This window comes from Pedobacter sp. Leaf250 (assembly GCF_920984735.1).
Lineage (GTDB): Bacteria > Bacteroidota > Bacteroidia > Sphingobacteriales > Sphingobacteriaceae > Pedobacter.
Genome location: NZ_CAKLBU010000005.1, coordinates 133,494 through 159,666, shown reverse-complemented (window position 1 = coordinate 159,666; position 26,173 = coordinate 133,494). Strand labels below are relative to the sequence as shown.

The following is a 26,173-nucleotide window of genomic DNA, read 5'->3' as shown; positions in this document are numbered from 1 at the left end:
TTATTTAATGACGCGTTCCTGATGATTAATTTGATTTCGGTTTAGGTTTTAATTCATCCGGACTGTCTTTTGTAAAGGTATCAAACTGAATTTTGGATGGACTTTCAAAAATATCTTTTACCGTATTAAATGTCACTTCGTATTTGGGATTGAATTGATCAGACATCATATAATTTTGCAAACTAAAGTAAAGTTGTTGCGCTGATGGTGTATCTTTCAAATCAGGACTTAAGTTAGCACTCGATACAATTAGTTTTCCTCTGCCCACTTTTGCCTCTAAAACCAAAGCCAGTTTACGATTCAAAAACCAGGTATCAATAGGCTGAATAATAGGTTTAAACCCTTTTGGAAAATCCTCGAGATTCATTACCTGAGCTTTATTTACAATTTCCCACCATTGCATATCGCTGTGATTTTCAGTTGGAAAATGAGCAAAAGCAGGATTTTTTGAATCGCAAAGAATACCCAAGGTATGTGGCGGACGCATTTTGAACCATGAGGTATTCCAAAAAACTGGCAGAAACGTTTGTACCACTTCTTTTCCCTTGATCACTTTTCCTGCTGCGTTTAAAAATACATTTCCGCCTTCATCCAATACTTTTTTAGCTTGATCATCCAGTTTATCTGTATAATAGAAACTGCTTTTAACTTTCGGAAGTTCGGCAGGAAAAACCCAGAAATTCCAGTCGTTAGCAAAATCAGTACCCTCGATTGTTACTTCTATATTTAATTTGGTTGCTTTTTGAATGGTATTAAGATTGAAACTAATGTCGCCAACGTTAATACCATTTGCAACAGGTATATTTTTTTGAACAAAATTTCCATTTGTTAAAATCGCTCCGGATTCATCTGTTATTGTCCAGAGAAACTTAGCATTGGTTAAAGGCGCTTTACCAAAGTGAGCAACTTCGATATTCGCCGCTAGTATTTCATTATTGGTATAAACGAATTTTGGAACCTTCAGCAAAGGAACAGTACTGTTAGAAAATCGTCTGAATTCTTTTGCCGTGACATACCCTTTTTCATCCCAAAAAGCATCTAAAACACCAACAAGAGCGGTTCCTTGCCCTGGGTAATCATTTAAAGAAAGTAACTGATAGCCGTTGTAGTTTGGCGTTCTAAGTGCTTTTTCTATTTCATTTTTATAGCAAAGAGCCTGTAATTTTCCAGAGGCCATCAAAAAGTCTTTCGCCTGATCGGCCATGTCATGATCAGCCAGATCCTCCTGGAACATTTCAAAGTTTTTTGCTTTGTAAACGCCAGTGTATTTTTTCATTTCCTCGAAATTCGGAAACGCACAATATTGTCCCATTTCATGCGCTACGAAAGGAACGGTAAACTGCTCGATTTGCTTGGCGTAAGTTGAAATGCTTTCGGGCTTTTTTCCCCAATCCAAACCCCTTGCTCCGGCTCGCACCATAAATTCGTTATTTGGGATAACGGGCCAGCTTCCGCCAACGGATGCACCAGTGTACAATCTTCTTGAATCTTTCGCCTTCCAATAATTATTAAACTTGGTTAAATATTCCACTTGCCTGCCACGTGGTTCATTACCGTAAGCCATCATGCAAAACGATGCATAATTCCCGTAGTTTTTGGTCATGCGATTGGTTTCATCGTAAATAAACTGGTCGATGGGTTTACCTTCGCCAATGGATGAACCATGATTTGCCCAACTTGGTCCTTCGGGTTGCAAATAAAAACCGGTTAAATCTGCAGCAATAAATGCCGCTTCTGGTGGGCACCAAGAATGAAAACGCATGTGATTTAAACCGTGTGCTTTAGAGATTTTGAAAATTCGCTCCCATGCCGCTACATCCATTGATGGATAACCCGTTAAAGGAAACTCACAATTATTTACTGTCCCACGTAAAAATACCGGGCGACCGTTAATTTCAAAACTTCTGCCAACCGCTTTAAATTCTCTCATACCAAACTGAACTTGTTTGCTATCTTTTTTTCCATCGTTAGCAATTAAAGAGGTAGTCAAACGGTATAATGCTGGATCAAATTCATCCCATGTGGCAATTTTTTCGCCCATTGGTAAATTCACTTCCAATGTGCTTTTTCCATTTTTAATTTGATAAGGAACAGTTATCGGTTTAACACTCACAATATCTTTGGTATTAAAGCTTTTTGCTGATAAAGTGATTTTTCCGCTGGAAGAAATGTTGGAGCTTGCCTTAAGCTCAATTTTTACCATCGCTGATTTTTTCTTCAAATCAGGATAAATCTGAATATCTTCAAAATATATTGGAGAACCAGCTTGCAGAAGCATTTTGCCAACTACGCCATTCCAGTTTCCTTGCGTATGATCTGTTAAACTGTGCGAATCCTGACCTACATTAATGGCTTTAATTCTGTTATCAATTAACAAACTGATGGTATGTTTACCTGGTTTTAAATTTGCGGGTAGTTCAAAATTTTGCGCAACCACGAAAGTAAACTGCGTACCTACCTCAACATCATCAATCCATACGCGGGTTTCTGAATGCGGATATTCCAATAATAAAACCACTCTTTGGCCCTTCCAATTCGCTGGAACTTCTATATCTTTTTGATACCAGGCGGCACCAGTATAATGCTTAGCCGGTGTTAGCCAAAAAGGAATTTTTAGATTGCCGGGTTCACGGTATTTTTCTAAGCGGGGATGATAAAAATAGGAGCTGTCATAAATACTTCCTGTCCATTTTGTTTTAAGTGTAATATCGTTACCTTTTAAATTTTCGGCCATTGAACCTGGCAGATTGATGGTTTCAGGTAATTTATTGACATACCATTTGGCCTTAACCCCTTCATCCTGAGCATCAATTTTAAATCTCCATTTACCTTTTAATGAGATAGTTTGCCCTAAAGCACCTGTTGAAAATATGGCAATAAAACATATAGCTATAGCTATCCATTTGGTAAACGACAATACCTTTATCTGCATAATTTTTTCGAAATGAATGCCAAAGCATTCTGTATATCTGGTTAAAGCCACTATTATAGGGTTAAAAATAGTTTTGGGCAACCTGTAGTGTCCTGCTAAACCAGTATTTATTCATAATGATCTCGAATAATTTCCAATGTAAAATTGGCATTGCTCGAGATCTTATTAATTACCTCTATTTCAAGTAAGCTTTCAGCTTGTTTTTTTTCAATGCTTTCAAGCCCTCAACCACCAAAGCGGCGTTTACTTTTGCACCTTCTTCATTGGTGTGCGTATGATCCTTTTCAGTAAAATAACTTTTTATCTGATCAGCTGTTGAAGCGGCGTACTTAGCTTTAATGAATTGATTTAATGGAATAAAATCCACGTTTTCTGCTTTCGCAAGTTCTTGTGCCCATCCAGCGTAACTGTCGTTAACCAAAACTACTTTGCCATCTTTAACAGGGTTTCTTGGGATGGAAGAACAAATAATTGCTGTTGCACCTTTTGCTTTAATATCGTTGATGAACTTGCGCATATACCAACCATAAGTGTAAACTACTTCCTGTTTCTTTTTTATGGGATTGTAAGTGTCCTTGCTTTCCATTCCAATGCCTTTTATAGTACCACGGGCACGGGCTGTATCGTCGAGTGGGCTACTATCATTATGTCCAAACTGCATCATTACGAAATCTCCTTTTTTAACTTTTGTTAAAACCGCATCCCACAAACCATTTGTTTGAAATGTTCTGCTACTTGTTCCGCCCAATGCATCATTCTCAACGTTAATTTTATCGGTATTGAAGAAGTTTTCGATAAAGCTTCCCCATCCCCATAATGAACCATCTCCTTTGCCTTTGCCGTTTTTTACCGTAGAATCTCCTATTAAAAATAAAGTAGGTTTCTGCTTTTGTTTCAAAATGATAAAAGAAGAAAAGATGATGAATGCACCCAATAAGATCAGGTTTAAATATTTTGTATTTGATTTCATGAGTTTTTTATTTTCTGGGTTAAGATGATAATATAGATTTCTAATTAGCGTGTCGAATCAATAAGTTTCTTTAAGGCTGTCATGTTGAGCCTGTCGAAACACATCAAATATGTCCTTTAAAGTCCTTTGATAAGCTCAGGATGACAACTTTTTATAACGCGACAATTAAACTTTACAACAAATATTTTTTCAGCTTACAATTTTTCAATTTTTTAATGCCATCCACTACAGATTGGGCATTTAATTTTGCGCCTTCTAAATTGGTGTGTGTATGGTCGCCGGGGAAAAAGGCTTTTACTTTTTCAGGTCCCATTGCATCATATTTATCTCCGGTAATTTTATTCAGATCGACAAAAAAAGCCTGCTCTTGTTGTGCCACTTCTGCTGCCCACTTTCCAAAACTTTGATCGGCACGAAGCACTTTACCATCCTTAAACTGATTTCTTGGAATCATAGAAACTACAATTGGTGTTGCCCCTTTAGCCTTTGTATCGCGAACAAACTTGCGAATATACCAGCCATAAGTATGTACGGTTTCCACTTTTCCATCAGGCCAGGTCAATACTTTTGTTTCTTCTCCGATTCCCTTCAAAACGCCACGTCGCCCTGCTTTTGTGGTGTCGGGTTCACTCCCATCATTATGTCCGAATTGCATGGTTACAAAATCGCCTGGTTTTAATGTTTCCAAAACCTTATCCCATCTACCTTCTGAAAGAAATGTTCTGGTACTTCTTCCAGCCATCGCATTATTTTCCACATGAATTTTGGTGGTATCAAAAAGTGCGGCAATCGGCGTGCCCCAACCCCAGGTTTCTTTATTTGAATTCCTAACCGTTGAATCGCCAATAGTATGAAGTGCTGGTTTTTCTGGTTTAACAAATGCTGAAGCGACGATCAGTATTCCTGCAGCAGCCCATAGTTTTATTGATATTGATTTCATTTTAATATTTAATTCAGATTCTATTTATTGACCACTTCTAATCTTATCGATCCGCTTTCCAGTCCATCCGCTGTTGCTTTTACTTCAATATTTCCAATTGCATTTGCTTTAATGTTTGCCATTACCAGGCCATGATAAGCATGCCTTTGTTGCGCCATATACATTTCGTGGCTTGCAATGTTACCGTTATCAATTGCATAAATCATACCAGCTCCTGAAATTGTAAACTTAATGAGGTTATCGGCATTTGGACAGAGATTTCCTTTTTCATCATACACTTTCGCCGTTACAAAGGCCACATCATCCCAGATATTTTTGATTTTAGTTTTATCAACTGAGAGCAAGATTTTTGAAGGTGGGCCAGCGGTTTTCAATTCTTCTGAAGCCACTTCTTTACCTTTATTTCTACCTACAACTTTTATCGTTCCCTTTTCAAAAGTAACATCAAATAAACGCGGAGAATCATCAGCAGGTTTGGGTTTGCTCCCAAGTGATTTGCCGTTCAAAAACAACTCAACCTCATCGCAATTACTGTAAATTGCAACTTTTGCATCATCATAAGTATCAAAATCTGTTGGTGTCCAGTTGCCGATCCAATCGCCGGCGCCGGCATTTTCCTCTTTTCTTACCATGTGAACAATTGGTTTGTCCGACCACCAGCTTTGGCGTTGCAAACTTTGTTGTTTCCAGCTTCCTATGCGGTCAAATAATCCCTGACCGTTAGTTATTTGTGGCCAATCAGCCTCTCCCAAATAATCGAAACCTGTCCATAAAAACTGTCCTGCCATAAAAGGGTTATCCCGAAGGGCTAAATATTGTTGAATAACATGTGTGTTTTCTGTTCCGATTACTTTTAAATTGGGTTTCTGATTGTGCAGGGCCACCAACTCATTTTCACGGTAATTTTGTCCAACAACATCCATCGTTTCAGCAAAACCATTGGTATATACTTTTGAATTTGCAGGTCGGAAAAGCGCCATGGTAACTGGCCGACTTGGATCTAATTGATGAACCAAATCCTGTTGATCTTTATATTTTTGAAATCCTTCTGGATTATCTAAATTATCATGGATTTCATTGCCTACGCTGTATATCACGATGGAAGGATGATTGCGATCTCTCAACACCATATCTCTGGTATCTCGTTCCCACCATTCTTTCCAAAAGCGATTGTAACCTTTTTCGCCATTGTTTTTAGCTGATGTCCAGGTATCAAAAGTTTCATCCATTACCAAAAACCCCATTTGATCGCATAAATCTAAAAACTCGGGCGCAACCGGATTATGAGCTGTCCGAATGGCGTTTACTCCGGCTTCCTGTAGTTTTTTCAACCGAAATTCCCATACACTTAAAGGAACCGCAGCACCTACAGCGCCGCCATCGTGATGCAAACAAGCGCCTTTTAATTTGAAATTTTTACCGTTTAGCCAGAAACCAGTAGCGGCATCAAACTTAAAATTTCTGATACCGAATTGATTAATCTGATCATCGATAATTTTGCCACCAATACTCATTTTTGTAAGTATTTTATATAAGCTTGGCATTTCTACACTCCAAAGTTTTGGGTTGGCAACTTCTATAGAATGATCGAGCTTGATGGATGTATTGGCTGCGATGGCCTGCTTGGACTGAACTGTCTTAATTACTTTCCCGCTTCCATCCAAAACAGAAGTTTCTACCGTAATTTGGGCAGCTTTGGCAGATTCGTTAGAAACTACAGTTTGTACTTTTACAGTGGCCTTCTGAGTAGAAACGTCTGGAGTAGTAATGAAAACGCCCCAGTTATCAATATGGATAAGATCTGTAACTACCAAACGAGTATGCCTGTAAATGCCAGCACCAGTATAATAACGCGATGCAGGTTGAACCGTATTATCAGCCTTTACGGCAATTATGTTGGTTTTCCCTTTTCCAAAATTGAGGTGTTTGCTCAAATCGTAATTGAAGCTGATGTATCCGTAAGGACGTTTGCCCAAATGAACACCATTGATCCAAACATCACTGTTTGCCATTACCCCATCGAATTCAATACTGATTTTCTTACCCAATAGAGTTTCATCAAGATTAAAACTTTTACGATACCAACCTATGCCCGAAGGAAGATATCCACCGCCTCTGGCAGTCAGATTTGCTTTATCATACGCACCTTCTATGCTCCAATCATGAGGCACATTTAATTTCCGCCATTTTGAGCTGTCAAAATCAATTTTGTCAGCGCCATTCACATCTTCCTGCATGAAAGACCAATCGTTATCAAAATTATTAATCACTCTTACTGGCTTGGCCATTTGAGCAAGAACAGCATTTTGCAAGAAGCACAATGCAATAAACAATATTATTTTCAAGGATTTAATCATCTGAGCATACTATTTATGAGGTTCGACAAGTGTGATATTAGGTTTGGGTGCTTTTTTCATTCCATGGCCAAAATAAAAGCCGGTATGAGGTGGTTGGTTATAGCCAACATTCTGCCAGGCAATACTTAAACGATATTGCGGATCGTGCATCAGGGTGTAGTTACGATGAACTGAAGGAATCGTGGTGGTATAAATCCTTAAACTTTGATTGTCATAAGAACGAAGAATCAGTTCCTCACGCCAATCGCCAAAAAGATCGGCACTTAAAGTTGGGGTAGATTTTGTCCAATTGTTGGCAACAGCACCATTTGCTGTTAAAAGTCTTCCTCCATTGTATTTATCGATATGATTACCATCTAAAAGTTCGCGTGAGAGATCGCCATCCCAATAAATCAAAAAGTTGGTGGAACGGGGTTGCTCTCCAATTCTGTTGCCTTTTATATCAAACAGTCCATTCGAACCCGACCACCACATTTGTGCACCTACTCGAGTATTGTCGATGTTATCGGCAACGCCTCGGCCCACATCTTCATCCTCCGAGCCATGCCAAAGAATTTTACCTGTTTTGGCATCGTAAACTGCAGCACCTGGTCCTTTCGTTCCTTCCTCAATTTCATGAACGCCAAACACTTCCAATCCTGGCCTTTCCGGATCAAGATCTGAAACATGCAAAGCATCGCCATGCCTTAAACCCGTGGTGTATAAACCTTTGCCATTGTCATCCACACACATTGATCCAAATATAATTTCATCCTTTCCATCTCCATCTACATCAGCTACGCTTAAATTGTGGTTGCCCATACCTGAAAATGGATTTTTTCCATCTTTTGAATCGAAAACCCAACGCGAAGTAAGTTTTCCATTGCGCCAGTCCCATGCAGCTAAAACCGTTCTCCCATAATAGCCACGACCCATTACGACACTCGGATGAATCCCATCCAGATAAGCAATGCAAGCCGTAAAACGATCAACACGATTTCCAGAATTATCATTTTTACCATTACCACCTTTTCCGCCCCAAGCGCCAATATCTCCACGTTCAGGCAAGTAGGCTGTGGTGGCTAAAGCTTCTCCGGTTTTCCCACTAAAAATGGTAAAAAACTCAGGGCCTTCTAATATTTTCCCATTTTTGTTACGGTAATCTTTTGTCGAATCGCCAATAACTTTTCCTATCCCATCAGTGGTTCCATCAGCCGTTTTACAGGCAAATTCTGCAATTCCATCCCCATCCAAATCATAAACCATAAATTGAGTATAATGCGCTCCTTCCCGAATATTTTTACCCAAATTAATTTCCCATAAAAAAGTTCCATCCATTTTATATGCCTGAAAAATGGGTGGATCGGTAATCCCATTTGAAGAGTTATCCCGGCTTTTCCCTGTTTGATGTAGTACAATATCATATTCTCCATCACCATCTAAGTCACCTACAGAAGCATCATTCGGCGTATAGCCAACTGGGGTTTTCAATGGAATATTGAGGTATTGCTGAACGGGAGTTTTGGCCTCAAGGATAAACGGTTTGCTCGCTTCTTCTTCTTGATTGTGATTTACAGCTTTCACAAAATAACTGTTTTCTACATCCGGATTTATACCCACATCCTGAAAGTTGGTTCCTTTGGTTAGCGGAATTTTGTTGAGTTTAAGAGGCGACAAGTTCCCAGTTTTACGATAAAGATTAAAGGCAATATCATCCGGTTCTGTTCCTAAAATCCTCCAGCTAACAAAAACTGAATCGGCACCCTGGCGAATGGCAACCACCCCTCTTCCCAATTTTTCCATTTGGCGTTGGGCAAAAACAGGTAATGATGAAATCATCACTAAAAACAGGAAGCAGAATTTCAAATCAGCTGGTTTAAAGTTCATTAATTGTGTTATTATTTGCTGTTTAATTTTATTGAATGACATAAGTACTTTTAGCTGCAACCGCTGATCCTTTTTCGGTAATACCATCGGCTTTTATGATAATCATTCCTTTATTATCACCATTGTAAAACACAACATTTGCTTCTCCTTTTGTATCTGTTTCCAATTTTGGCGCCCAAAAAATAGTGGTGCGTAAATCTTTATTCTTACTTGCAGGATTGCTGTAATTTGGAGAATAAAAATCTCTGGCAGTATAATAACCTGTCAAGTTCAAGTTTAGAAGATGAAGATTTGTCTCACCAAGTGCATCATCTTTTATTGTTAAAGTTAACAGATAAACATCTTCACCATCGTTATTAATAAGATGCTGAACCTTTACCTGGTTGATTTTATCCATGGTCAAACTATAATAATCTAATCTTTCACCAACTAATTCTTCTTTGTTATTTATTTTAATTCTTGGTCGTATTTTTTTTCCATTAGAAAGGAATGAAATGCCTTCAGAAGTACCAGAATCTGCATCATCTAAAGGGTATGCACCATTTACTTTGGTAAGTAAAAAATGCTCCAAACCGTTAAAAGAATAATCTGCTGAGGTAATGTTAAAAACCTGTTCAGGATAACCAAATGTTAACATGGTTTGATCAAAAAGCACTACTTTTTTATTTTGATCTGCTTTAATATCCACACTATTAAGCGTAATAGAATCGCCAAATTTATAGCTTCGATTGTAATCCATCCGCTTACTGATTTCGCCATCAATATTTTTAGCAAAATCCGCTAATCCGTTTTTAAACGTGATTTGCAATGGTTTTTCAACTGAATCAATTTGAAGCCAGCCGCCTTTTTTCCCCTTAATATCTTGAGAAGATATTTTTATTGGCTGGTTACCGTACCATTTTAATCCATCAATAAAATAGTGACCATTTTGGTCTGTTTTGGCCGTAAATAATTTATCGCCGCTAAATCCAGAACCAAATAGGGTAATATTCATATTTTGAAGTGGCTTGTTGCCAACTTTTTCCTTTACCAAACCTTTTATGGTAAGGCCAGGCTCTGGTAAATAACTTACATTAATGGTAGCATCGGCTAATTTTCTCCATAAATAATTTCTCCAACCTTGCGTTAATAAAAGTAAATCCAGTTGTTTTGAGCGAGAAGGATTTTTAACATCGAAATATTGATCTGGATTTTTAATCTCGCCCTTAATTTCTGATTGCAACAGCAGATAAGATGTGATATTACCTCCATCATCCGGGATCAATCCATCAACGGCAGCCAGCGAAAAATTTGTTTTTACAGGTAAACCAAAAATATCAGTTGCCTTCACATTTAGTATCACTTTCTCACGAGACTTGTATACCGTTTTATTAGGAACTACAGTATAGTTAACCTTTTTTCCACCTTCAATAAAAATTAATCTTTCACAATGCGGTTTACCCAAATCATCAACCAAAGTGATTACTGCTATACCTGCGGGAAAATTTTTAGTTGGGATAGAAATAGAAATACTTGGTTTGACCATTTTTACAGTTCCGGTGTAAATATTTTCTCCTGCATGTTTGATTAGTACTGATAAGGTTTTGCCATTGATTTCCTGAAACATCGGCTCGTTGGCATTGATTAATGCCTTGATATTTAGTGAATCGTTGGTAACATGTAAAGCCAAACCTTTTTTAAGAATTTGCGGTAACGCAGCTGAAAATTTCTCTTTGCCGAAAAAACCCATAACTAGATAAGTTTCGTTTACCTTAGGCGTAAAAGTTAAAAGTCCCATTCCGGCCTCGGTACTCTGAAAACTGGTTACAGTATCGCCTTTGCTAGAAATAATGCTACCAGATGCCTTTAATCCATTTCCCAAATTATCATTTGTTTTAAAAGCTACCAAACTATTTACACCTTCAACGAGCGATCCTCCCTCCGGAAAAAAATTAATTGTTTTTTTATTACTGGTTTCGGCGAGGCCTACAGGTTTTTTATTCGCATTACGCGTGGCGTAAGTAGCATTTTCTTTGAGATTATTGGTAATATAGATGCTTTTTTGGAACACAAAATCATTACCGAAATTCCGCATCCAATTGGTGTAAGCACGAATATTGTACCAACCTGTTGGGATATAATCTAATAATTTAAAATCGCCTTTACCCAAGCCTTTGTTTAACAAAATTGTTTTCTTATCCAGTATCTGTGAATCTGGCGAAATCAATTCCACATACAAATTTGCGCTACTTGAACTTAAGCTAAAACTTCTTCCATTTACCAAATACGCACTAAACCAAACATCTTCCCCGGCGCTGTAATAACTTCTGTCAGTTTGGAGATAGGTTTTTTCAAAGAACAGCTTCATTGTTTTTGGGTCTGGCGCCTGACTTACCGATTTTTGCTGAGCAAAACTTAAATGCGACCAAATGCTTATAGCGATTAGAAAAATTGTTCTTTTGATATTCATATAAGCTTAATTAGATGCAACAACAACTTCATATACTTTTCCGGCCACTGTTTCAATCGTATTCTTATAGTCTTTGCCAAGTTTAATTTCCTTCGCGTTTTTAGCTTTGAGGGCAACGGGCGTTAAAAGGTTTAATTGGCCGCCGTTTCTAGATAAAATCGAAGCCTTCGTTAATTTACCATCATTCCAATATAAATCGACCACAAAACCACCCCGGGCGACCAATCCTTTAACATAACCTTGTTTCCATGATACTGGCAGGGCAGGTAATAGTTGTACATGATCTAAATGACTTTGCAAAAGCATTTCGGCAATACCAGCTGTTGCACCAAAATTGCCATCAATTTGAAAAGGTGGGTGTGTATCGAAGAGATTGTTTAGTGTAGAATTTTTAAGCAGTTCCTGATACATTTTATAGGCATGATTTCCATCAAGCAACCTTGCCCAAAAATTAATTTTCCAGGCCTTGCTCCAACCTGTTCCTTCGTCGCCCCTAACTGTTAGTGTTTTGATTGCAGCATTGGAATATACGGTATCAATCAATGGAGAAATTTCTCGTCCGGGATGCAGGCCAAAGAGATGAGAAACATGGCGGTGCTGTGGCTCAACATCTTCAAAATCGCCGTACCATTCTTGCAAATTTCCCTTTTTCCCGATTTGAAGTGGACGAAGCTGATCGCGTTTGGCTTTCAGAAGATTAGCAAAATCCTGATCGATGCCTAAAAATTTTGAGGCGTCGATTACATTATTAAACAAATCCCTAATAATCGATAAATCCATTGTCGAACCAATAGTTACAACTTCCTTGCTCCCATCGGGCAACAAATAGCTGTTCTCTGGAGAGGTTGAAGGTGCTGTAACCAAATAGCCATCTTTTTCAACCAGCCAATCCAAACTAAAAAGTGCGGCACCTTTCATTAACGGATATGCAGTTTCTTTTAAATATTTTTTATCTCCAGAAAAAAGATAATGTTCATATAAATGCTGCGAAAGCCACGGACTGCCCATTGACCAATTTGCCCATTTAGGATCGCCAGTACCCTCTCCTACAGGATTCGTTTGCGCCCAAATATCAGAGTTATGAAGCAATGCCCAGCCTTTAGCACCGTAATAATTTTTAGCCGTTTTTTCTCCGTTAATCGCCATGTGCTTAATCTGCGTGATCAACGGCTCAGTTAATTCCGATAAATTAGTCATTTCGGCTGGCCAGTAATTCATCTGTAAATTAATATTGGTGGTATAATTACTTCTCCATGATGGCCTGATTGATGCATTCCAAATGCCTTGCAAATTGGCAGCAATACCACCCGGACGAGAGCAGGAAATCAACAGGTATCTTCCAAACTGAAAGTACAATTCTTCTAAACCAAAATCGGGATTACCTTTCTTGTAATTGCTCAAACGCTCATCGGTGGGTATGTTTGCTAATAATTCCCTGGCATTATTAATCGAAATTTCCAAACGATTGAAATATTTTTGATAATCGCCAACGTGAGATTTTTGAAGTGCATCAAAGGTCTTTTTTTCCGCACTTTTTAGATAATTTATTGCTTTTAAATTTTCATCAACCCCATCTTTATCAGGATATTGATTAAAACCGTTAAAGCTTGTAGCGCCTGAAACCATCAATACTATTTCTGATGCACCAGAAACATTCAACAGACTGTCGGTACTTAATTTACCATCTGTTTTGATAATTTTTACTCTGGCTTGATAGCGCATTCCATTGTGACGAAGGCTATCTGAATAAATTAAAGGCTTTTGATTTCTGCGTTCATCTGATGTAATACGAGCTTTACCCTCTAATAAAATCTGATTATTTCCTTCTGTTTTAACCAAATGCTTCAATTCAGCATTTAAACCAAAGCTTACATTTAAAGCCGACTTTTTACTGGATGTTAATCGAATAACGATTACCTGATCAGGAAATGAGGAAAAAATCTCTCTTTTAAAATGAATTCCGTTCGCATCAAATGATGTTGTAGCAATGGCTGTCGATATATCTAAAGTTCTACTATAATTGCTGGCTATTCCAACAAGTTTTTGTTTAAGAACAAGATTTGCCAGTGGCTGATACATATTGGTATTTGGCCCCTGCATTTTTTTCATCAGTTTTACAGCCTCGCCATTCTGCCCTGCAAAAAGTAACTTCCTTACTTGTGGTAAATATTGAATTGCTCCGGGGTTTGGGTTGAGATCGGCTGGTCCGCCAGTCCAGAGTGTTTCTTCATTAAGCTGAATGAGTTCCGACTCAACTCTTCCAAATATCATGGCGCCCAATCTTCCGTTCCCGATAGGTAAAGCTTCATCCCAGTTTTTAGCTGGATTTTTGTACCATAGCGTTTTACTTAATGTTGGCTTTTGCGCATGGGCATTCGCAAAAAAACAAAATACCATTACAAAAATATTGAAATAACGGAGCCTCATAAAAATGATATTGGTTAGTAATTGATGCTTACCTGACAAAGAATTTAAGCAGTCATCAAGTCGACAATTTAAAGACTAAATCATGAACAGGCATCCTGTGGTATCCTGTAATTTGATGTTAACATGCTACAGCAACGATTTGAGCGCATTCAAGTTAACCTCAATAACATCTTCTACATAAATGTTACCTACCGTGAATAATTTAAAAGCATGATCAACTAATTACGATTGATTCTACAAAAATAGGCATGATAACTTTGTAGAGTGAACTTGCTAAAAAAAATAATCGTACAAATAACGTTTATTATCTTAAAAATTTTACTTTTACAAATAGTACCGACCAAATATTATAACAATGAGATTCCATTCCCCTATAAAAAGTGTGTTATTCACATGTTTTACTTTATTGTTTGCCATTACTTCTAATGCACAAACTCCAAAAGTTATTAAAGTTAACGTTGATCAATCTATTGCAAAAGTACAACCCAACATGTGGGGTGTGTTTTTCGAGGATATTAATTTTGGTGCGGATGGCGGTATTTATGCTGAGCTCATTAAAAACAGATCATTTGAATTTGCAAAACCCTTAATGGGCTGGTCGATTTCTAGAAACAGGTCACAGGAAGGAGAGATATTGGTAGTGAATCGCAAAGAAGAAAATGCAGCAAATCCACGTTACCTTCAGGTTAAAAAAGCTACGGATAATTTTTTCGAACTGGTTAATGAAGGATTCAAAGGCATCGGCGTAAAAAAAGGCATGCGTTATGATTTTTCAGTAATGTATCGCCAGTTGCAACCTGGCATAAAGATGGTTTTGCTTTTAAAAGATCCTGATAAAAAAGTAATCGGTCAGGGTTCTTTTACCCCAGAAGGCAGCGGCAGCGAATGGAAAAAACAATCGGCAAGTTTTGTGGCAACAGAAACCAATGCTAAAGCAAAATTTTCTATTTTATTTCAAGGCAAGGGAAATATTGATTTAGATATGATTTCATTATTTCCTGGCGATACCTGGAAAAACCGAAAACAAGGATTAAGAGCAGATATGGTTCAGCTTTTAGCTGATATGAAACCTGGATTTATTCGTTTTCCTGGTGGATGTATTGTGGAAGGAACAGATTTAGCCAATCGTTATCAATGGAAAAATACCATTGGCCCTATTGAAGAGCGAAAATTGCTCATCAACCGATGGAATACAGAATTTGCCCACCGTCCTGCGCCTGATTATTACCAAACTTTCGGACTTGGATTTTTTGAGTATTTCCAGTTAGCTGAAGATATTGGATCGGATGCTTTACCGATTTTAAACTGTGGAATGGCCTGCCAATTTAATACTGGCGAAGTGGCGGCATTGGATGAACTTGATCCTTATGTGCAGGATGCACTAGATTTAATTGAATTTGCCAATGGCGATATCAACACCAAATGGGGCAAAAAAAGAGCTGAGCTTGGCCACCCAAAGCCATTTAATTTGAAGATGATGGGTGTTGGAAATGAAAACTGGGGACCACAATACCTGGAACGTTTAGCCATTTTTACCAAAGTAATTAAGGCAAAATATCCTGATTTTAAATTAATCAATAGTTCTGGGACTGACCCTGAAGGCGATCGTTTTAATTTATTGAACACTTCACTACGTGAAAATAAAGCCGATTTTATAGATGAACATTATTACCGCCCGGCAGATTGGTTTTTGAAAAATGCTGGTAGATATGACAACTACCCAAGAAATGAAACCAAAGTTTTTGTTGGCGAATACGCTGTACATGCCGATAAAAAAGTAATTGGTAGCGACCGCAACAACTGGCAAAGCGCTCTGGCTTCTGCATCTTTAATGACGGGTTTAGAGCGCAATGCTGATGTAGTTCAAATGGCATCTTATGCACCACTTTTTGCACATATTGATGGCTGGCAATGGGCGCCTGATATGATATGGGTAGACAATCTTCAATCATACGGAACGCCTGATTATTATGTACAGAAATTATTTTCTACCAATAAAGGAACCGATGTGGTTTCCATCACACTTGATGAAAAAAATATTATTGGCCAGGATGGGCTTTTTGCATCATCCGTACTGGATAAGGGAAAGAAAGAGTTGATTATCAAAATAGCCAACAACTCCGATCAAAACCAAAATATAGATTTCGATCTTAATGGAAAAACAAAATTGAAAAGCAAAGGAACGATTGATGAATTGGCAAGTATAAACCTCAACCAATTAAATTCTTTCGAAAACCCTGGTGCTGTTAGTCCAAAAACATCAGCGATTAACTTAAAAGGCAAAAAATTAAATGCCACATTAAAACCTTTTTCTTTTAACGTCATCAAAATCCCATTCAATTAAAAATGAAGAAACTAATCCTATCTGCAGCAATACTTTGCAATGCCATTTTTGCCAATGCGCAAAGTGAAACTTTGTTAACCATCAAACCTACCAGCGATCAGGTGGTAAGCAAACACATTTACGGGCATTTTTCGGAACATTTGGGCCGCTGTATTTATGATGGTTTTTGGGTTGATGAAAATTCCACCATCCCGAATAAAGGCAGAATACGCTTGGATCTTGTAAATGCTTTAAAGAAAATTAATGTGCCCAATTTGCGCTGGCCAGGTGGTTGCTTTGCTGATGAATATCATTGGAGAGATGGAATCGGTCCAAGAAATGAACGTCCGAAAATGGTAAACACCAATTGGGGCGGCGTAACGGAAGACAATAGTTTCGGTACACACGAATTTTTAGAGCTTTGCAAAATGCTCAACTGTGAACCTTACATAGCAGGTAATGTAGGTAGCGGAACGGTAGAAGAAATGGCAAAATGGGTAGAGTATTTAAATTTTGATGGGGTAAGTCCAATGACTGCTATACGCAAGCAAAACGGAATGGACAAGCCGTGGAAGGTTTCATTCTGGGGTGTAGGGAACGAAAGTTGGGGCTGTGGCGGCAACATGACGGCTGCTTATTACAGCGATTTGTACAGAAGATACGCAACTTATGCCCGTGATTATCCTGGCGCACCTTTAAAAAGAATTGCCAGTGGCGCTAACGCTGAAGATTATAATTGGACAGAAACCTGCATGAAGAATATTGGCGCAGGCAGAATGTGGGGCTTAACCTTGCATTATTACACTATTCCAACCGGCAAATGGACCGTAAAAGGATCAGCAACCAAATTTGATGAAGAACAATATTTCAATACGATGAAAAATTGTATTCGAATGGAAGAAATTGTGACTAAACATTCGGCGATTATGGATAAATACGATCCAAAAAAGAAAGTAGCACTAATTGTAGACGAATGGGGAATCTGGACAGATGTTGAACCGGGCACAAACCCTGGCTTTCTTTATCAGCAAAACAGTTTGCGTGATGCGCTAATTGCAGGCACCACATTGAACATCTTCAACAATCACTCTGATCGGGTAAGGATGGCAAACTTAGCACAAACGGTAAATGTGCTACAAGCCTTGATTTTAACGGAGAAAGATAAAATGATCCTTACTCCTACTTATCACGTTTTCGATTTATTCAAAGTGCACATGGACGCCAAATATTTACCTATCAATTTTACAAGCCCTGATTACGTTTTTGGAGATAAAAAAATTGCAGCATTAAATGTATCTGCTTCGCAGGATTCAACAGGTGCAGTTCACATTTCTTTGGTTAACCTTGATCCAAAAAAGAAAATTTCTGTTAATACAGATTTAGGTCAATTGGAATGGAAAAGCGTAACCGGCCAAATTCTTACCTCTGGAAAATTAACTGATGTAAACACTTTTGCAGATGTTAATAAAATACACAATGCTAAATTTACTGGCGCAAAAAAATCTGGCAACTCCTTACAAGTTGATATTCCAGCACAATCTGTTGTGGTGCTGGAATTAAAATGATAAATCATATGAAAAAGATATACATTCTTTTAGCAACACTGATTTGTTGCACTTCTAACTTGTTGGCTCAATCCAAAAACGAAGTTTATCTGTTTGCTTACTTTAAAAACAATGGGCAAGATGGTTTGCATTTAGCTTACAGTAAAAATGCCTTCCAGTGGAACGCCCTTAAAAATGATTCGTCGTTTTTAAAACCGACCGTGAGCAAAGATAAACTTATGAGAGATCCATGTATTATTCGTGGCGCTGATGGCTTATTTCACATGGTTTGGACAGTTAGTTGGAAAGATAAAGGAATTGGTTATGCAAGTTCGAAAGATTTAATTCATTGGAGTAAGCAAGAATTTTTGCCAGTTATGGCCAAAGCGGAAGGTGCAAGAAATACTTGGGCACCCGAAATCACGTACGATAATAACACCAAAATGTATATGATTTATTGGGCGAGTACCATTACAGGAAAATTTCCAGAAACAGCCTCGACCATGGAGGATGGCTACAACCACAGAATTTACTATACTACCACAAAGGATTTCAAAATCTATTCGGACACAAAACTACTTTACGAACCTGGGTTTAATGTAATTGATGCTTCAATTGTAAAAGATAAAGACAAGTTCATTATGTTTTTGAAGGATGAGACCCGAGAACCCGCTCAAAAAAATATTAAAATTGCATACGCCGATCAGTTGCTTGGACCTTATACCAAAGCTAGCGAATCCATTACTGGAAATTATTGGGCAGAAGGACCAACTGCTCTGAAATTAAACAATAACTGGCTTGTTTATTTCGATAAATATCGCGAACATAAATATGGTGCTATTCAATCATCCGATTTGAAAAACTGGACTGATGTTTCCGATAAAATCTCTCTTCCAAAAGGATTAAGACATGGAACCATCCTAACCATTAAACCCAAAGAATTCAAAAAATTATTAGCACAATAAATGATGTTGAAAAAAATCAGTATATCCATCCTCATGCTTTCGGCTATGAAATTGTCGAGTATTGCTCAGGAGAAAATCATTGCATCAAAAGGCAATCCTATTATCACTGATAAATATACTGCCGACCCTGCAGCTTATGTTTATGGCGATTCTGTTTATTTATATACCGGCCATGATGTGGCCCCAAAGGGGAAAGAACGGTATGAGATGCATGATTGGTTGCTCTATTCTTCAGCTGATATGGTAAACTGGAAAGAGCATCAATCGCCGTTGAATGTGAAAGATTTTGCCTGGGCAAAAGATGATGCCTGGGCTTCGCAAGTGATTGAACGTGATGGAAAATTTTATTGGTTCGTAGCTATTTCTCACGGAACCATTCATGGCAAATCAATTGGTGTGGCCGTAGCCGATAATCCTCGTGGCCCATTTAAAGACGCAATAGGCAGAGCACTGATTACAAACGACATGACGACCGATGTAAAAATTAGTTGGGATGATATTGATCCCTCGGTTATTATCGATGATGATGGGCAGGCTTATTTATTTTGGGGAAATCAAAAATGTTATTACGCTAAACTGAAAAAGAATATGATCGAATTGGATGGTCCTATTCAGCGTATTGATATTCCTGAATTTACAGAAGCGCCGTGGATTCATAAGCGTAAAAACTGGTATTATCTATCTTATGCATCAGGTTTTCCGGAAAAAATTGTTTATGCCATGAGTAAAAAAGTTACTGGTCCGTGGGAATACAAAGGTATTTTAAACGAAGTGGCAGGAAACTCCAATACGAATCACCAGGCGATTATTGATTTTAAAGGAAAATCATATTTTATTTACCACAACGGCGCCATAAATAACGATGGAGGAAGTTTCCGCAGATCGGTTTGTATTGATTACATAAATTATAATAGCGATGGAACAATGAAAAGAGTTGTTATGACCAGTGAAGGTGTTAAAAAGGTAAAATAAACTAACAATAGTTTATTATTTCTCAGGCTTCCATTGCAATACGTTAACTGCGGTAGGCTCGGATTTCGACCTACCTTCACCATCTACCTGAACAACTTTTTGCAGAAAGAGATTCAGAATTCCTTTATTTTTCCAAAGTTCTGTATCATAACTTGGTTCCCAATCGCCTACAAAATCATTGGTTAAATCTTTTATAGCCCATTTCTGGCTGTAAATATTTTCGTTTATAGCTATTGAAACTTTATTCCCTCTTTCCTCATCTCTAAAGATAATACCAACAGCCTGAAACTTAGCTTTTTTCCATGTAATAATTTGAGGCCTTGATATAGGGATTTTCTTTGTTCCGCTACCACTTAAACTAAATACCGTTTTTCTGAAACTCAGGTCATTTATGGCCCAGCCACTTCCATCATTAAAAACGATATGATATTGAGGTACCGATTCGTCTGTCTCACGCCAATAACTAGTGATAAAAACACTTCCAGTTTTGTCGGCAAACATTGATGTTTGATTAATCAGTTCACTTTTTTCAGGAATTTTAAGTGCATATTCGGCATTAGTTGCTGTTATTGGCAGTGTATATTTGTTACCTGTCGATTTCTCCCAATGCATTCCTCCATCTTTCGATCTTGCATAGCAAACATCGTGATTACTTGCCACGTCTGGACTTTCACGCCATACCCAAGATAAATGTAATGTCCCTATCTTATCAATTGCTACCTGCCAATAAGCATTTCGCTTTCCTTCACCATCTATCAAACCATCTTGAATGCAGTTCCAGGTTTTATTTTTAACACTATAACGGTTAATCATCAAATTTCCATTTCCTGACCCTCCATCTCTGTAAAAAAACAGTAAATCACCATTTCGCAATTTGTAAAATTCCGGATAACTAACTTTGTTTTCATTTTTAGAGGTCATGCTTTGCTTTTCGCCAAGCCTTAAAGCGCCTGGAGAAAGTCCTTTTGCATAATTTAGTGCATTATTGTGTTGCCCCCATGCCACATGTAAAAAACCTGCTCCATCAATCATAATGCTAATTGATTTATGAGCATCGGTGGCATCTCCTTTATATTGCGTTTTTTCTATAATCCATTTTTGGCTTCCAGATTTTCTTTTCGCTAATACCAAAAATTGCGCTTTATCATAATATGCAGAATATTGGTTTCCTTTAAAGGTTACCAAAGAGTTTTTCCTGAAAATAACAGTATTTACCGAATTATTAGCCCAACCATCTAAAGCTATTGTGCTGATATTATTTTCTTGAGCCCTTGAACTAGCAGCATGAATTACAATGCAAAAAGAAAAGGTGATGATATATAGTAGACCCTTTTTAACATTAATTTTATTCAAAATGATATATAATTTAAGTTGAATTTCAGTTTGTTTCGTTTATAATTAATCATATATGTATCCTAACAATAAGACTTTCAGTGAGATTCTATTTTTCAGCAATAATAAAACGGTAATATTCACATCCAGCCAGTAGAAATGCGCCTACACCAAAGTTAGCAGTCGAGCTTGCATCAACAATCTGTCCGGGGATAGCTTTTTCTCCAATTGGTTGAACAAAGCCAACTCTTCCATCGTTTTGCAAAGCCGTTTGAGATAAATAATTCCAACCCGATTTAGCCGCTGGAAAAAACTCCTTTTCTTTCAAAATACCATTGTTAATACCCCAAAATAAACCATAGGTAAAAAAAGCAGTACCACTTGTTTCTGGTCCGGGAGCATGTTGAGAATCGAGCATACTTCTGGTCCAATAACCATCTTTTTGCTGAGAATTTAAAATGGCAAAAGCCATGCTCTTGAAAATTTTAATATATTCCTTGCGATGTGGATCATTTTTGGGCAGATCTGCCAGCACCTTGGCCAGGCCAGCGAAAACCCAGCCGTTACCCCTTGCCCAAAAGTCTTTACCACCATTGCTCGATTTATGATTTGGATATACATATTTAGCATCGCGAAAATAAAGCTTTGCTTTCTCATCATACATAATACTATTAGAAAACGAAAGGTACTCATACAATTTTTCCAGGTATTTTTTGTCTCCTGTTAAGTTGTAAAGTTTGGTCATCACGGGCATTACCATGTATAATCCATCGGCCCACCACCAATAATCACTTTTATTGGTGCTCATTTGGTAATTCATTACTGCTTTCGCACGAGCAATTTTATATTCTTCTGGCTTAATATTGTATAAATCAATGTAGGTTTGGAAACAAATCTGCCAATCGCCAAAGAGTACATAATCATCCTTTTCGCCATATTTATACTTCCACTCGGTTGTATCAGTTGATTTAGCGCCCATCCATTGGTTATGATTAGCCCAATCTTCAGAATATCTCCTATAAGTTTCATTCTTGGTGAGTTTATAGATTTCCATGTTGCCCGTGTGATAAGCTGCATGATCCCAAAAAGCCCTCACTTGAGGTTTATTATTGGTTTGCCAATAGGAATTTGCCAAATTTATTTTTGCTAAAACTGTTTCCTTCTCTTGTGCATAACAAAAAAAAGACGTCAGAAACATCAATGGTATTATTATTTTAATTGCCTTAATTTTTTTCATTGTTAATAGGTTCGATTTGTTTTAATGTTGCAAATATTTTAATCTTACCAGATTATAAAACATCGATTAATTCAATATACATCTTTTGCAACGTGTTATACTAGCAAACAATTAAAGTGTTAGTTATAGAGCAATTAGAATATTCAATAATCTCATTTCATAAGTCTCAGCTCATAAATATTGGCGATCATAGTTCCATTGCTCGCCTCAAATTTGATCGTCATTTCTTTCGCTAACAATGCCTTCGGAATCGTAAATTCACGATTAAAAAACTCATTTCCTTTGCTCCCATCAAGTGTTATTTTTTCGATTATCGTATTGTTGATAAGGATATTAAAATTTTTGTTCTTTTCTGCACCGTAAAAGCGTAAACTAACTTTATGTGCTTTTAGTCCCTCATTTTTCAGCTTATAACTGAACCAGCCTTTCCCATTTCTAAAATGCTGATCTTTAAAAATTCCATTTTCTGTATTCTCTCCTTGAAAATCATGATCATTTTCAGGTTGTTGCTCTCCGGTACTAACAAAATCAACAGTTGCCAATTCAAGCTTTTGCTTTTCAATTTCAGCAGTTTCTATTGCTTTTGCCCTTTCAGGAAGCTTTTCTATTGAGGAATATGGAAAGTAAATCATATATCTTTTCTCGCTGAGGTTGTAAAATGGAACCAGAGTCAAATCTTTATATTTCTGTTGATAAATGATATCTGCTGCGCTAAAAGTTGAGAAACTATTCTGCAAACTAAGTAACTGGCTTGCAAGTGATGTTTTATTTCCAGCTATTAAAGGAACTTCGTTCAAAGGGAGAAGTGCCCCTGAAGCAATGTGCCCCATTCTGCTTCCATCTGCAATTAAATTTTGCTGATTAAGGCTGTCTATTTCTGCAGCCAAGACAATCGGTCCATATAAAAAAGCCACCCAGTCCGATCCATCTGGTAAAAATTCAGCGGTTGTGTGCATCGGTAATAACAGTTTTACAACATCGCCTGTTGACCATAACCGATTAATGCTGATGTATCCATTTCCCAAATCTTTTCCCTCAACTTTTTCTCCATTAATGTAAATTATCATTTTACCAGCTTCTACCCATGATGGATTTCTAAAGCTCAAAGCGAATTGCGTTTTACGCTTGAGTTTTAACTTAAAAGTTGTGTAATCTTTGGCAGGAAATGTTGTTTCCTGAATTAGGTTGAGACCTTTTTCTTTCCAATTAAGTGTTGATGGAATGAACAGGTTGACAAATAAATTACGTTCATCATGTGCGTAAATCAGTTCGCCATATTTTCCGTGATTTTCAAGTCCGGAGCCTACACAGCACCAAAAACTTTCTTGTGGATTAGAATAAGTTCGATAATGCACCGGACGCATGGGCGTGAAATAAACGAATCCGCCTTTGCTACGTTGTGAAGTCAGAATATGATTGTAAAGGGTACGCTCGTAATAATCTAAATATTTACTTGATGGATTAGAGAGAAAAAGTTGCTTCGTTAACTTCAACATGTTATATGAGTTACATGTTTCTGGCCCTTCCCGTGATTCAATCATTGAAGAGAAATCATTAGAGGGATGAAAATGCTCTCGCACACTGTTTCCACCAATGGCCACGGTACGATGTTTCACAACTGTTTTCCAGAAAAAATCAACAGCATTTGCCATTGAAGAATCGCCACTAACCAATGCAATTTGCTCATAACCAATAACCTTTGGTATTTGCGTATTGGCATGCAAACCATTCAAAGCGTCCTTTTTATTTTCGAGTGGTTTAAGTAGGGACAGATCAGAAAATTGATAGGCTAATTTTAGGTATTTCTTATTTTTTGTAATCGAATAAACATTTGCAAAAACCTCGTTTAAACCGCCATGCTCACTTTTCAATAAGGTTTGAATTTGTTGATCTGACAAATCCGAAACCAAATCAAGGCACCAATCAGTAAGGTTAATGAGCATTTTTTTTGCTTTGCTATTTCCGGCAACAGCATAGGCATCATAAAGGCCTGCGTATATTTTATGGATATTGTATAATGGTACCCATCTATCATTCAAAGAAAAAGTGGATGATTTGATATTTCCAGCTTTTATCTGCTGCCAGATCTTTTTTCCGCCGGGAATACCAGATAGATAACCATTACCATTTTTTACCTGACATTTCTCCAACTCGTCAACCATGTAATTAAGCCTTTGTTTGACTTTTAAATCGCCTGTTGAGGCATACATCAATGAAAGTGCTGAAACATAATGCCCTGCAATATGACCATCTAAACCTGTATTTTCCCAGTTACCATACGAACTTGCTTTTGGGGTCAACCCAGCCTCGAGTAAGTACGGAGATAAAAGTTTATCTGCATCAAGAGCAAGCATATAATTTTTATCAGTTTCTTGCGCTGCCAAAAACGGACTTTCCAATAAGTGAACATCAGATAAACTAAATGCGCTAATTTTACTTTGCGCAAAAGAACTTAGTGCTAAACCAGAAATACAAATAATTAAAGGGAGGAATCTCATGCTCGTAAATTAGTTACCATCAGGCTTTAGCAAACTACTTTTAGGGCTATCTGGCCATTTCCAAACCATCGGATCATCGGGTTTAGAAGGATCAAAATCAGGATAATCATCTGTGATGTATTTTGCCAGGTTTAACTTTTTTGTTTTGATACCCAGAACCACGCATTTTGCAATTTCATAAGCACCATATGGGTTGAAGTGTGTATTATCTGCAAGTGGTTTATCTTGCCCAGGATAACTGTTGGCAGGATAATGAACCAAAGCTTTTTTTGATTGTTCCTCACCCAAAGCATCATACAATTTGGCTGTCATAACATTCAGATCAATTAAAGCTACATCTTCAGCTGCAGCAACCTTTCTTGCGGCATCTGGGAAATCGCCCAAGGTATTTTGTGTTTTACCATCTGCTCCAAAAGATCTTCTACTAGTAGAAGTAACAATGACAGGGATTCCACCTTTTTTCTTAAACGCCGATACAAACATTTTCAAACGCTCGGTATATGACTTGTATGCACCATCATTTGCTCCTTTTTCCTTTTGATCGTTGTGCCCGAATTCGATAAAAAGATAATCACCCGGTTTGGCCACGCTTAGAATTTTATCCAATCTTCTACTTCCGGAAAATGAGCCAAGTGTTAAGCCTGATTCTGCATGATTGGCGATAGCAACCCCTGACTTAAAAAACCGAGTAATCATTTGCCCCCAAGATGCCCAAGGCTCATCTTCTTGATTAACCACCGTAGAATTTCCAGCCAAAAACACCGTAATCTGATCATCAACCTTTGTAATTTCCAGAGCCACCAAGGCTGTTTGATGATCAAATTCAAGGGTTAGTTTATCGTCCCAATCCAGTTTTGTTAATTCACGTGGTTTCAACCCAACAACCCTTCCATCATTAATATTTCTATTTTTAATATTTACGATAAAAGTTTTGGTTACTAATTCACCTGCTTTGGTTTTTACATCTTCCAGCATTAAACGGCGAGATTCTGCTTTTACAGTTGTTAGCGCAGCAGCTTTTTTGTCGCCAAGAGTGACTGTAATTTTATAATTCCCTTCAGGTACCGCCACCGAAAAATAAAAGGGTTGATTGCTTCTTACCAAATCAGCGGTTAGCAAGTTTTTATCGCCATGATTAATACCTTCCACTTTGGTATCGAAATCGAAACCATACTTCATATTCTTTGAAAAAGTGGTTTCAGGTAAAATCTGGATATAATTCCTTGCTACTTTTCCTGGTCCGAAGTCGAACTTGTAATCGACTTTTTGCTGGGCATCTACGCTGATATTAAAGCTTAAAATTGCTGTGATTAGAAGTATGGCTTTAAAATTCATTTGGTTAGTGTGTTTTTTGATATTAA

The 26,173-nt window shown here is 37.6% G+C and carries 15 protein-coding genes; 4 read left to right on the top strand and 11 right to left on the bottom strand.

What is annotated here, in order from left to right:
- Positions 1-25: 25 nt before the first annotated feature.
- The 7 genes from LUA91_RS06225 to LUA91_RS06195 all read right to left on the bottom strand — a co-directional run bounded on the left by LUA91_RS06225 (position 26) and on the right by LUA91_RS06195 (position 13,911).
- A complete protein-coding gene (locus tag LUA91_RS06225; RefSeq protein ID WP_231425161.1) occupies positions 26-2,932 on the bottom strand; it encodes a sugar-binding domain-containing protein in 2,907 nt (968 codons plus the stop codon).
- Positions 2,933-3,107: 175 nt separating this feature from the next.
- On the bottom strand, positions 3,108-3,902 hold the full coding sequence (locus tag LUA91_RS06220; protein WP_231425160.1) for a rhamnogalacturonan acetylesterase: 795 nt from the start codon (positions 3,900-3,902) through the stop codon (positions 3,108-3,110).
- A gap of 172 nt (positions 3,903-4,074) precedes the next feature.
- The gene (locus LUA91_RS06215) at positions 4,075-4,842 is read right to left on the bottom strand and encodes a rhamnogalacturonan acetylesterase (protein ID WP_231425159.1); all 768 of its coding nucleotides are present in this window, start codon (positions 4,840-4,842) and stop codon (positions 4,075-4,077) included.
- A gap of 20 nt (positions 4,843-4,862) precedes the next feature.
- A complete protein-coding gene (locus LUA91_RS06210) occupies positions 4,863-7,187 on the bottom strand; it encodes a glycoside hydrolase family 2 TIM barrel-domain containing protein (protein WP_231425157.1) in 2,325 nt (774 codons plus the stop codon).
- Between the two features lie 21 nt (positions 7,188-7,208).
- Positions 7,209-9,065: a rhamnogalacturonan lyase gene (locus tag LUA91_RS06205; RefSeq protein WP_304622634.1), complete on the bottom strand. Its 1,857-nt coding sequence runs from the start codon at positions 9,063-9,065 to the stop codon at positions 7,209-7,211.
- 28 nt (positions 9,066-9,093) lie between these two features.
- Positions 9,094-11,514 (bottom strand): MG2 domain-containing protein, encoded by a 2,421-nt coding sequence (locus LUA91_RS06200; RefSeq protein ID WP_231425155.1) that lies wholly within the window; start codon positions 11,512-11,514, stop codon positions 9,094-9,096.
- A gap of 6 nt (positions 11,515-11,520) precedes the next feature.
- On the bottom strand, positions 11,521-13,911 hold the full coding sequence (locus LUA91_RS06195) for a glycoside hydrolase N-terminal domain-containing protein (RefSeq protein WP_231425154.1): 2,391 nt from the start codon (positions 13,909-13,911) through the stop codon (positions 11,521-11,523).
- 385 nt (positions 13,912-14,296) lie between these two features.
- On the opposite strand from LUA91_RS06195, the gene LUA91_RS06190 reads away from it, so the two are divergent.
- Genes LUA91_RS06190 through LUA91_RS06175 form a run of 4 tightly spaced genes read left to right on the top strand, consistent with a single transcriptional unit; the run spans position 14,297 to position 19,745 of the window.
- A complete protein-coding gene (locus LUA91_RS06190; protein ID WP_231425151.1) occupies positions 14,297-16,285 on the top strand; it encodes an alpha-L-arabinofuranosidase C-terminal domain-containing protein in 1,989 nt (662 codons plus the stop codon).
- 2 nt (positions 16,286-16,287) lie between these two features.
- The gene (locus LUA91_RS06185) at positions 16,288-17,829 is read left to right on the top strand and encodes an alpha-N-arabinofuranosidase (RefSeq protein ID WP_231425150.1); all 1,542 of its coding nucleotides are present in this window, start codon (positions 16,288-16,290) and stop codon (positions 17,827-17,829) included.
- An 8-nt stretch (positions 17,830-17,837) separates the two neighbouring features.
- A complete protein-coding gene (locus LUA91_RS06180; protein WP_231425149.1) occupies positions 17,838-18,773 on the top strand; it encodes a glycoside hydrolase family 43 protein in 936 nt (311 codons plus the stop codon).
- Positions 18,774-19,745, top strand: coding sequence for a glycoside hydrolase family 43 protein (locus LUA91_RS06175; protein ID WP_231425148.1), 972 nt, complete (start codon positions 18,774-18,776; stop codon positions 19,743-19,745). It begins immediately after the preceding gene.
- Between the two features lie 15 nt (positions 19,746-19,760).
- Here LUA91_RS06175 and LUA91_RS06170 read toward each other — a convergent pair whose 3' ends face one another.
- The 4 genes from LUA91_RS06170 to LUA91_RS06155 all read right to left on the bottom strand — a co-directional run bounded on the left by LUA91_RS06170 (position 19,761) and on the right by LUA91_RS06155 (position 26,147).
- The gene (locus LUA91_RS06170; RefSeq protein ID WP_231425147.1) at positions 19,761-21,098 is read right to left on the bottom strand and encodes a BNR repeat-containing protein; all 1,338 of its coding nucleotides are present in this window, start codon (positions 21,096-21,098) and stop codon (positions 19,761-19,763) included.
- 88 nt (positions 21,099-21,186) lie between these two features.
- On the bottom strand, positions 21,187-22,314 hold the full coding sequence (locus LUA91_RS06165; protein ID WP_231425146.1) for a glycoside hydrolase family 88 protein: 1,128 nt from the start codon (positions 22,312-22,314) through the stop codon (positions 21,187-21,189).
- 152 nt (positions 22,315-22,466) lie between these two features.
- Entirely contained in the window at positions 22,467-24,812 is a 2,346-nt protein-coding gene (locus tag LUA91_RS06160; RefSeq protein ID WP_231425145.1) for a glycoside hydrolase family 127 protein, read from the bottom strand.
- A 9-nt stretch (positions 24,813-24,821) separates the two neighbouring features.
- Entirely contained in the window at positions 24,822-26,147 is a 1,326-nt protein-coding gene (locus tag LUA91_RS06155; RefSeq protein WP_231425144.1) for a rhamnogalacturonan acetylesterase, read from the bottom strand.
- Positions 26,148-26,173: the final 26 nt, after the last annotated feature.

Bases quoted from the DNA above. Each gene is read 5' to 3' on its own strand.
- LUA91_RS06195 (WP_231425154.1), bottom strand. From the start codon at position 13,911: ATGGTATTTTGTTTTTTTGCGAATGCCCATGCGCAAAAGCCAACATTA.
- LUA91_RS06190 (WP_231425151.1), top strand. From the start codon at position 14,297: ATGAGATTCCATTCCCCTATAAAAAGTGTGTTATTCACATGTTTTACT.
- LUA91_RS06180 (WP_231425149.1), top strand. From the start codon at position 17,838: ATGAAAAAGATATACATTCTTTTAGCAACACTGATTTGTTGCACTTCT.
- LUA91_RS06155 (WP_231425144.1), bottom strand. From the start codon at position 26,147: ATGAATTTTAAAGCCATACTTCTAATCACAGCAATTTTAAGCTTTAAT.
- LUA91_RS06200 (WP_231425155.1), bottom strand. From the start codon at position 11,514: ATGAATATCAAAAGAACAATTTTTCTAATCGCTATAAGCATTTGGTCG.
- LUA91_RS06215 (WP_231425159.1), bottom strand. From the start codon at position 4,842: ATGAAATCAATATCAATAAAACTATGGGCTGCTGCAGGAATACTGATC.
- LUA91_RS06160 (WP_231425145.1), bottom strand. From the start codon at position 24,812: ATGAGATTCCTCCCTTTAATTATTTGTATTTCTGGTTTAGCACTAAGT.
- LUA91_RS06225 (WP_231425161.1), bottom strand. From the start codon at position 2,932: ATGCAGATAAAGGTATTGTCGTTTACCAAATGGATAGCTATAGCTATA.
- LUA91_RS06165 (WP_231425146.1), bottom strand. From the start codon at position 22,314: ATGAAAAAAATTAAGGCAATTAAAATAATAATACCATTGATGTTTCTG.
- LUA91_RS06185 (WP_231425150.1), top strand. From the start codon at position 16,288: ATGAAGAAACTAATCCTATCTGCAGCAATACTTTGCAATGCCATTTTT.
- LUA91_RS06220 (WP_231425160.1), bottom strand. From the start codon at position 3,902: ATGAAATCAAATACAAAATATTTAAACCTGATCTTATTGGGTGCATTC.
- LUA91_RS06175 (WP_231425148.1), top strand. From the start codon at position 18,774: ATGATGTTGAAAAAAATCAGTATATCCATCCTCATGCTTTCGGCTATG.
- LUA91_RS06205 (WP_304622634.1), bottom strand. From the start codon at position 9,065: ATGAACTTTAAACCAGCTGATTTGAAATTCTGCTTCCTGTTTTTAGTG.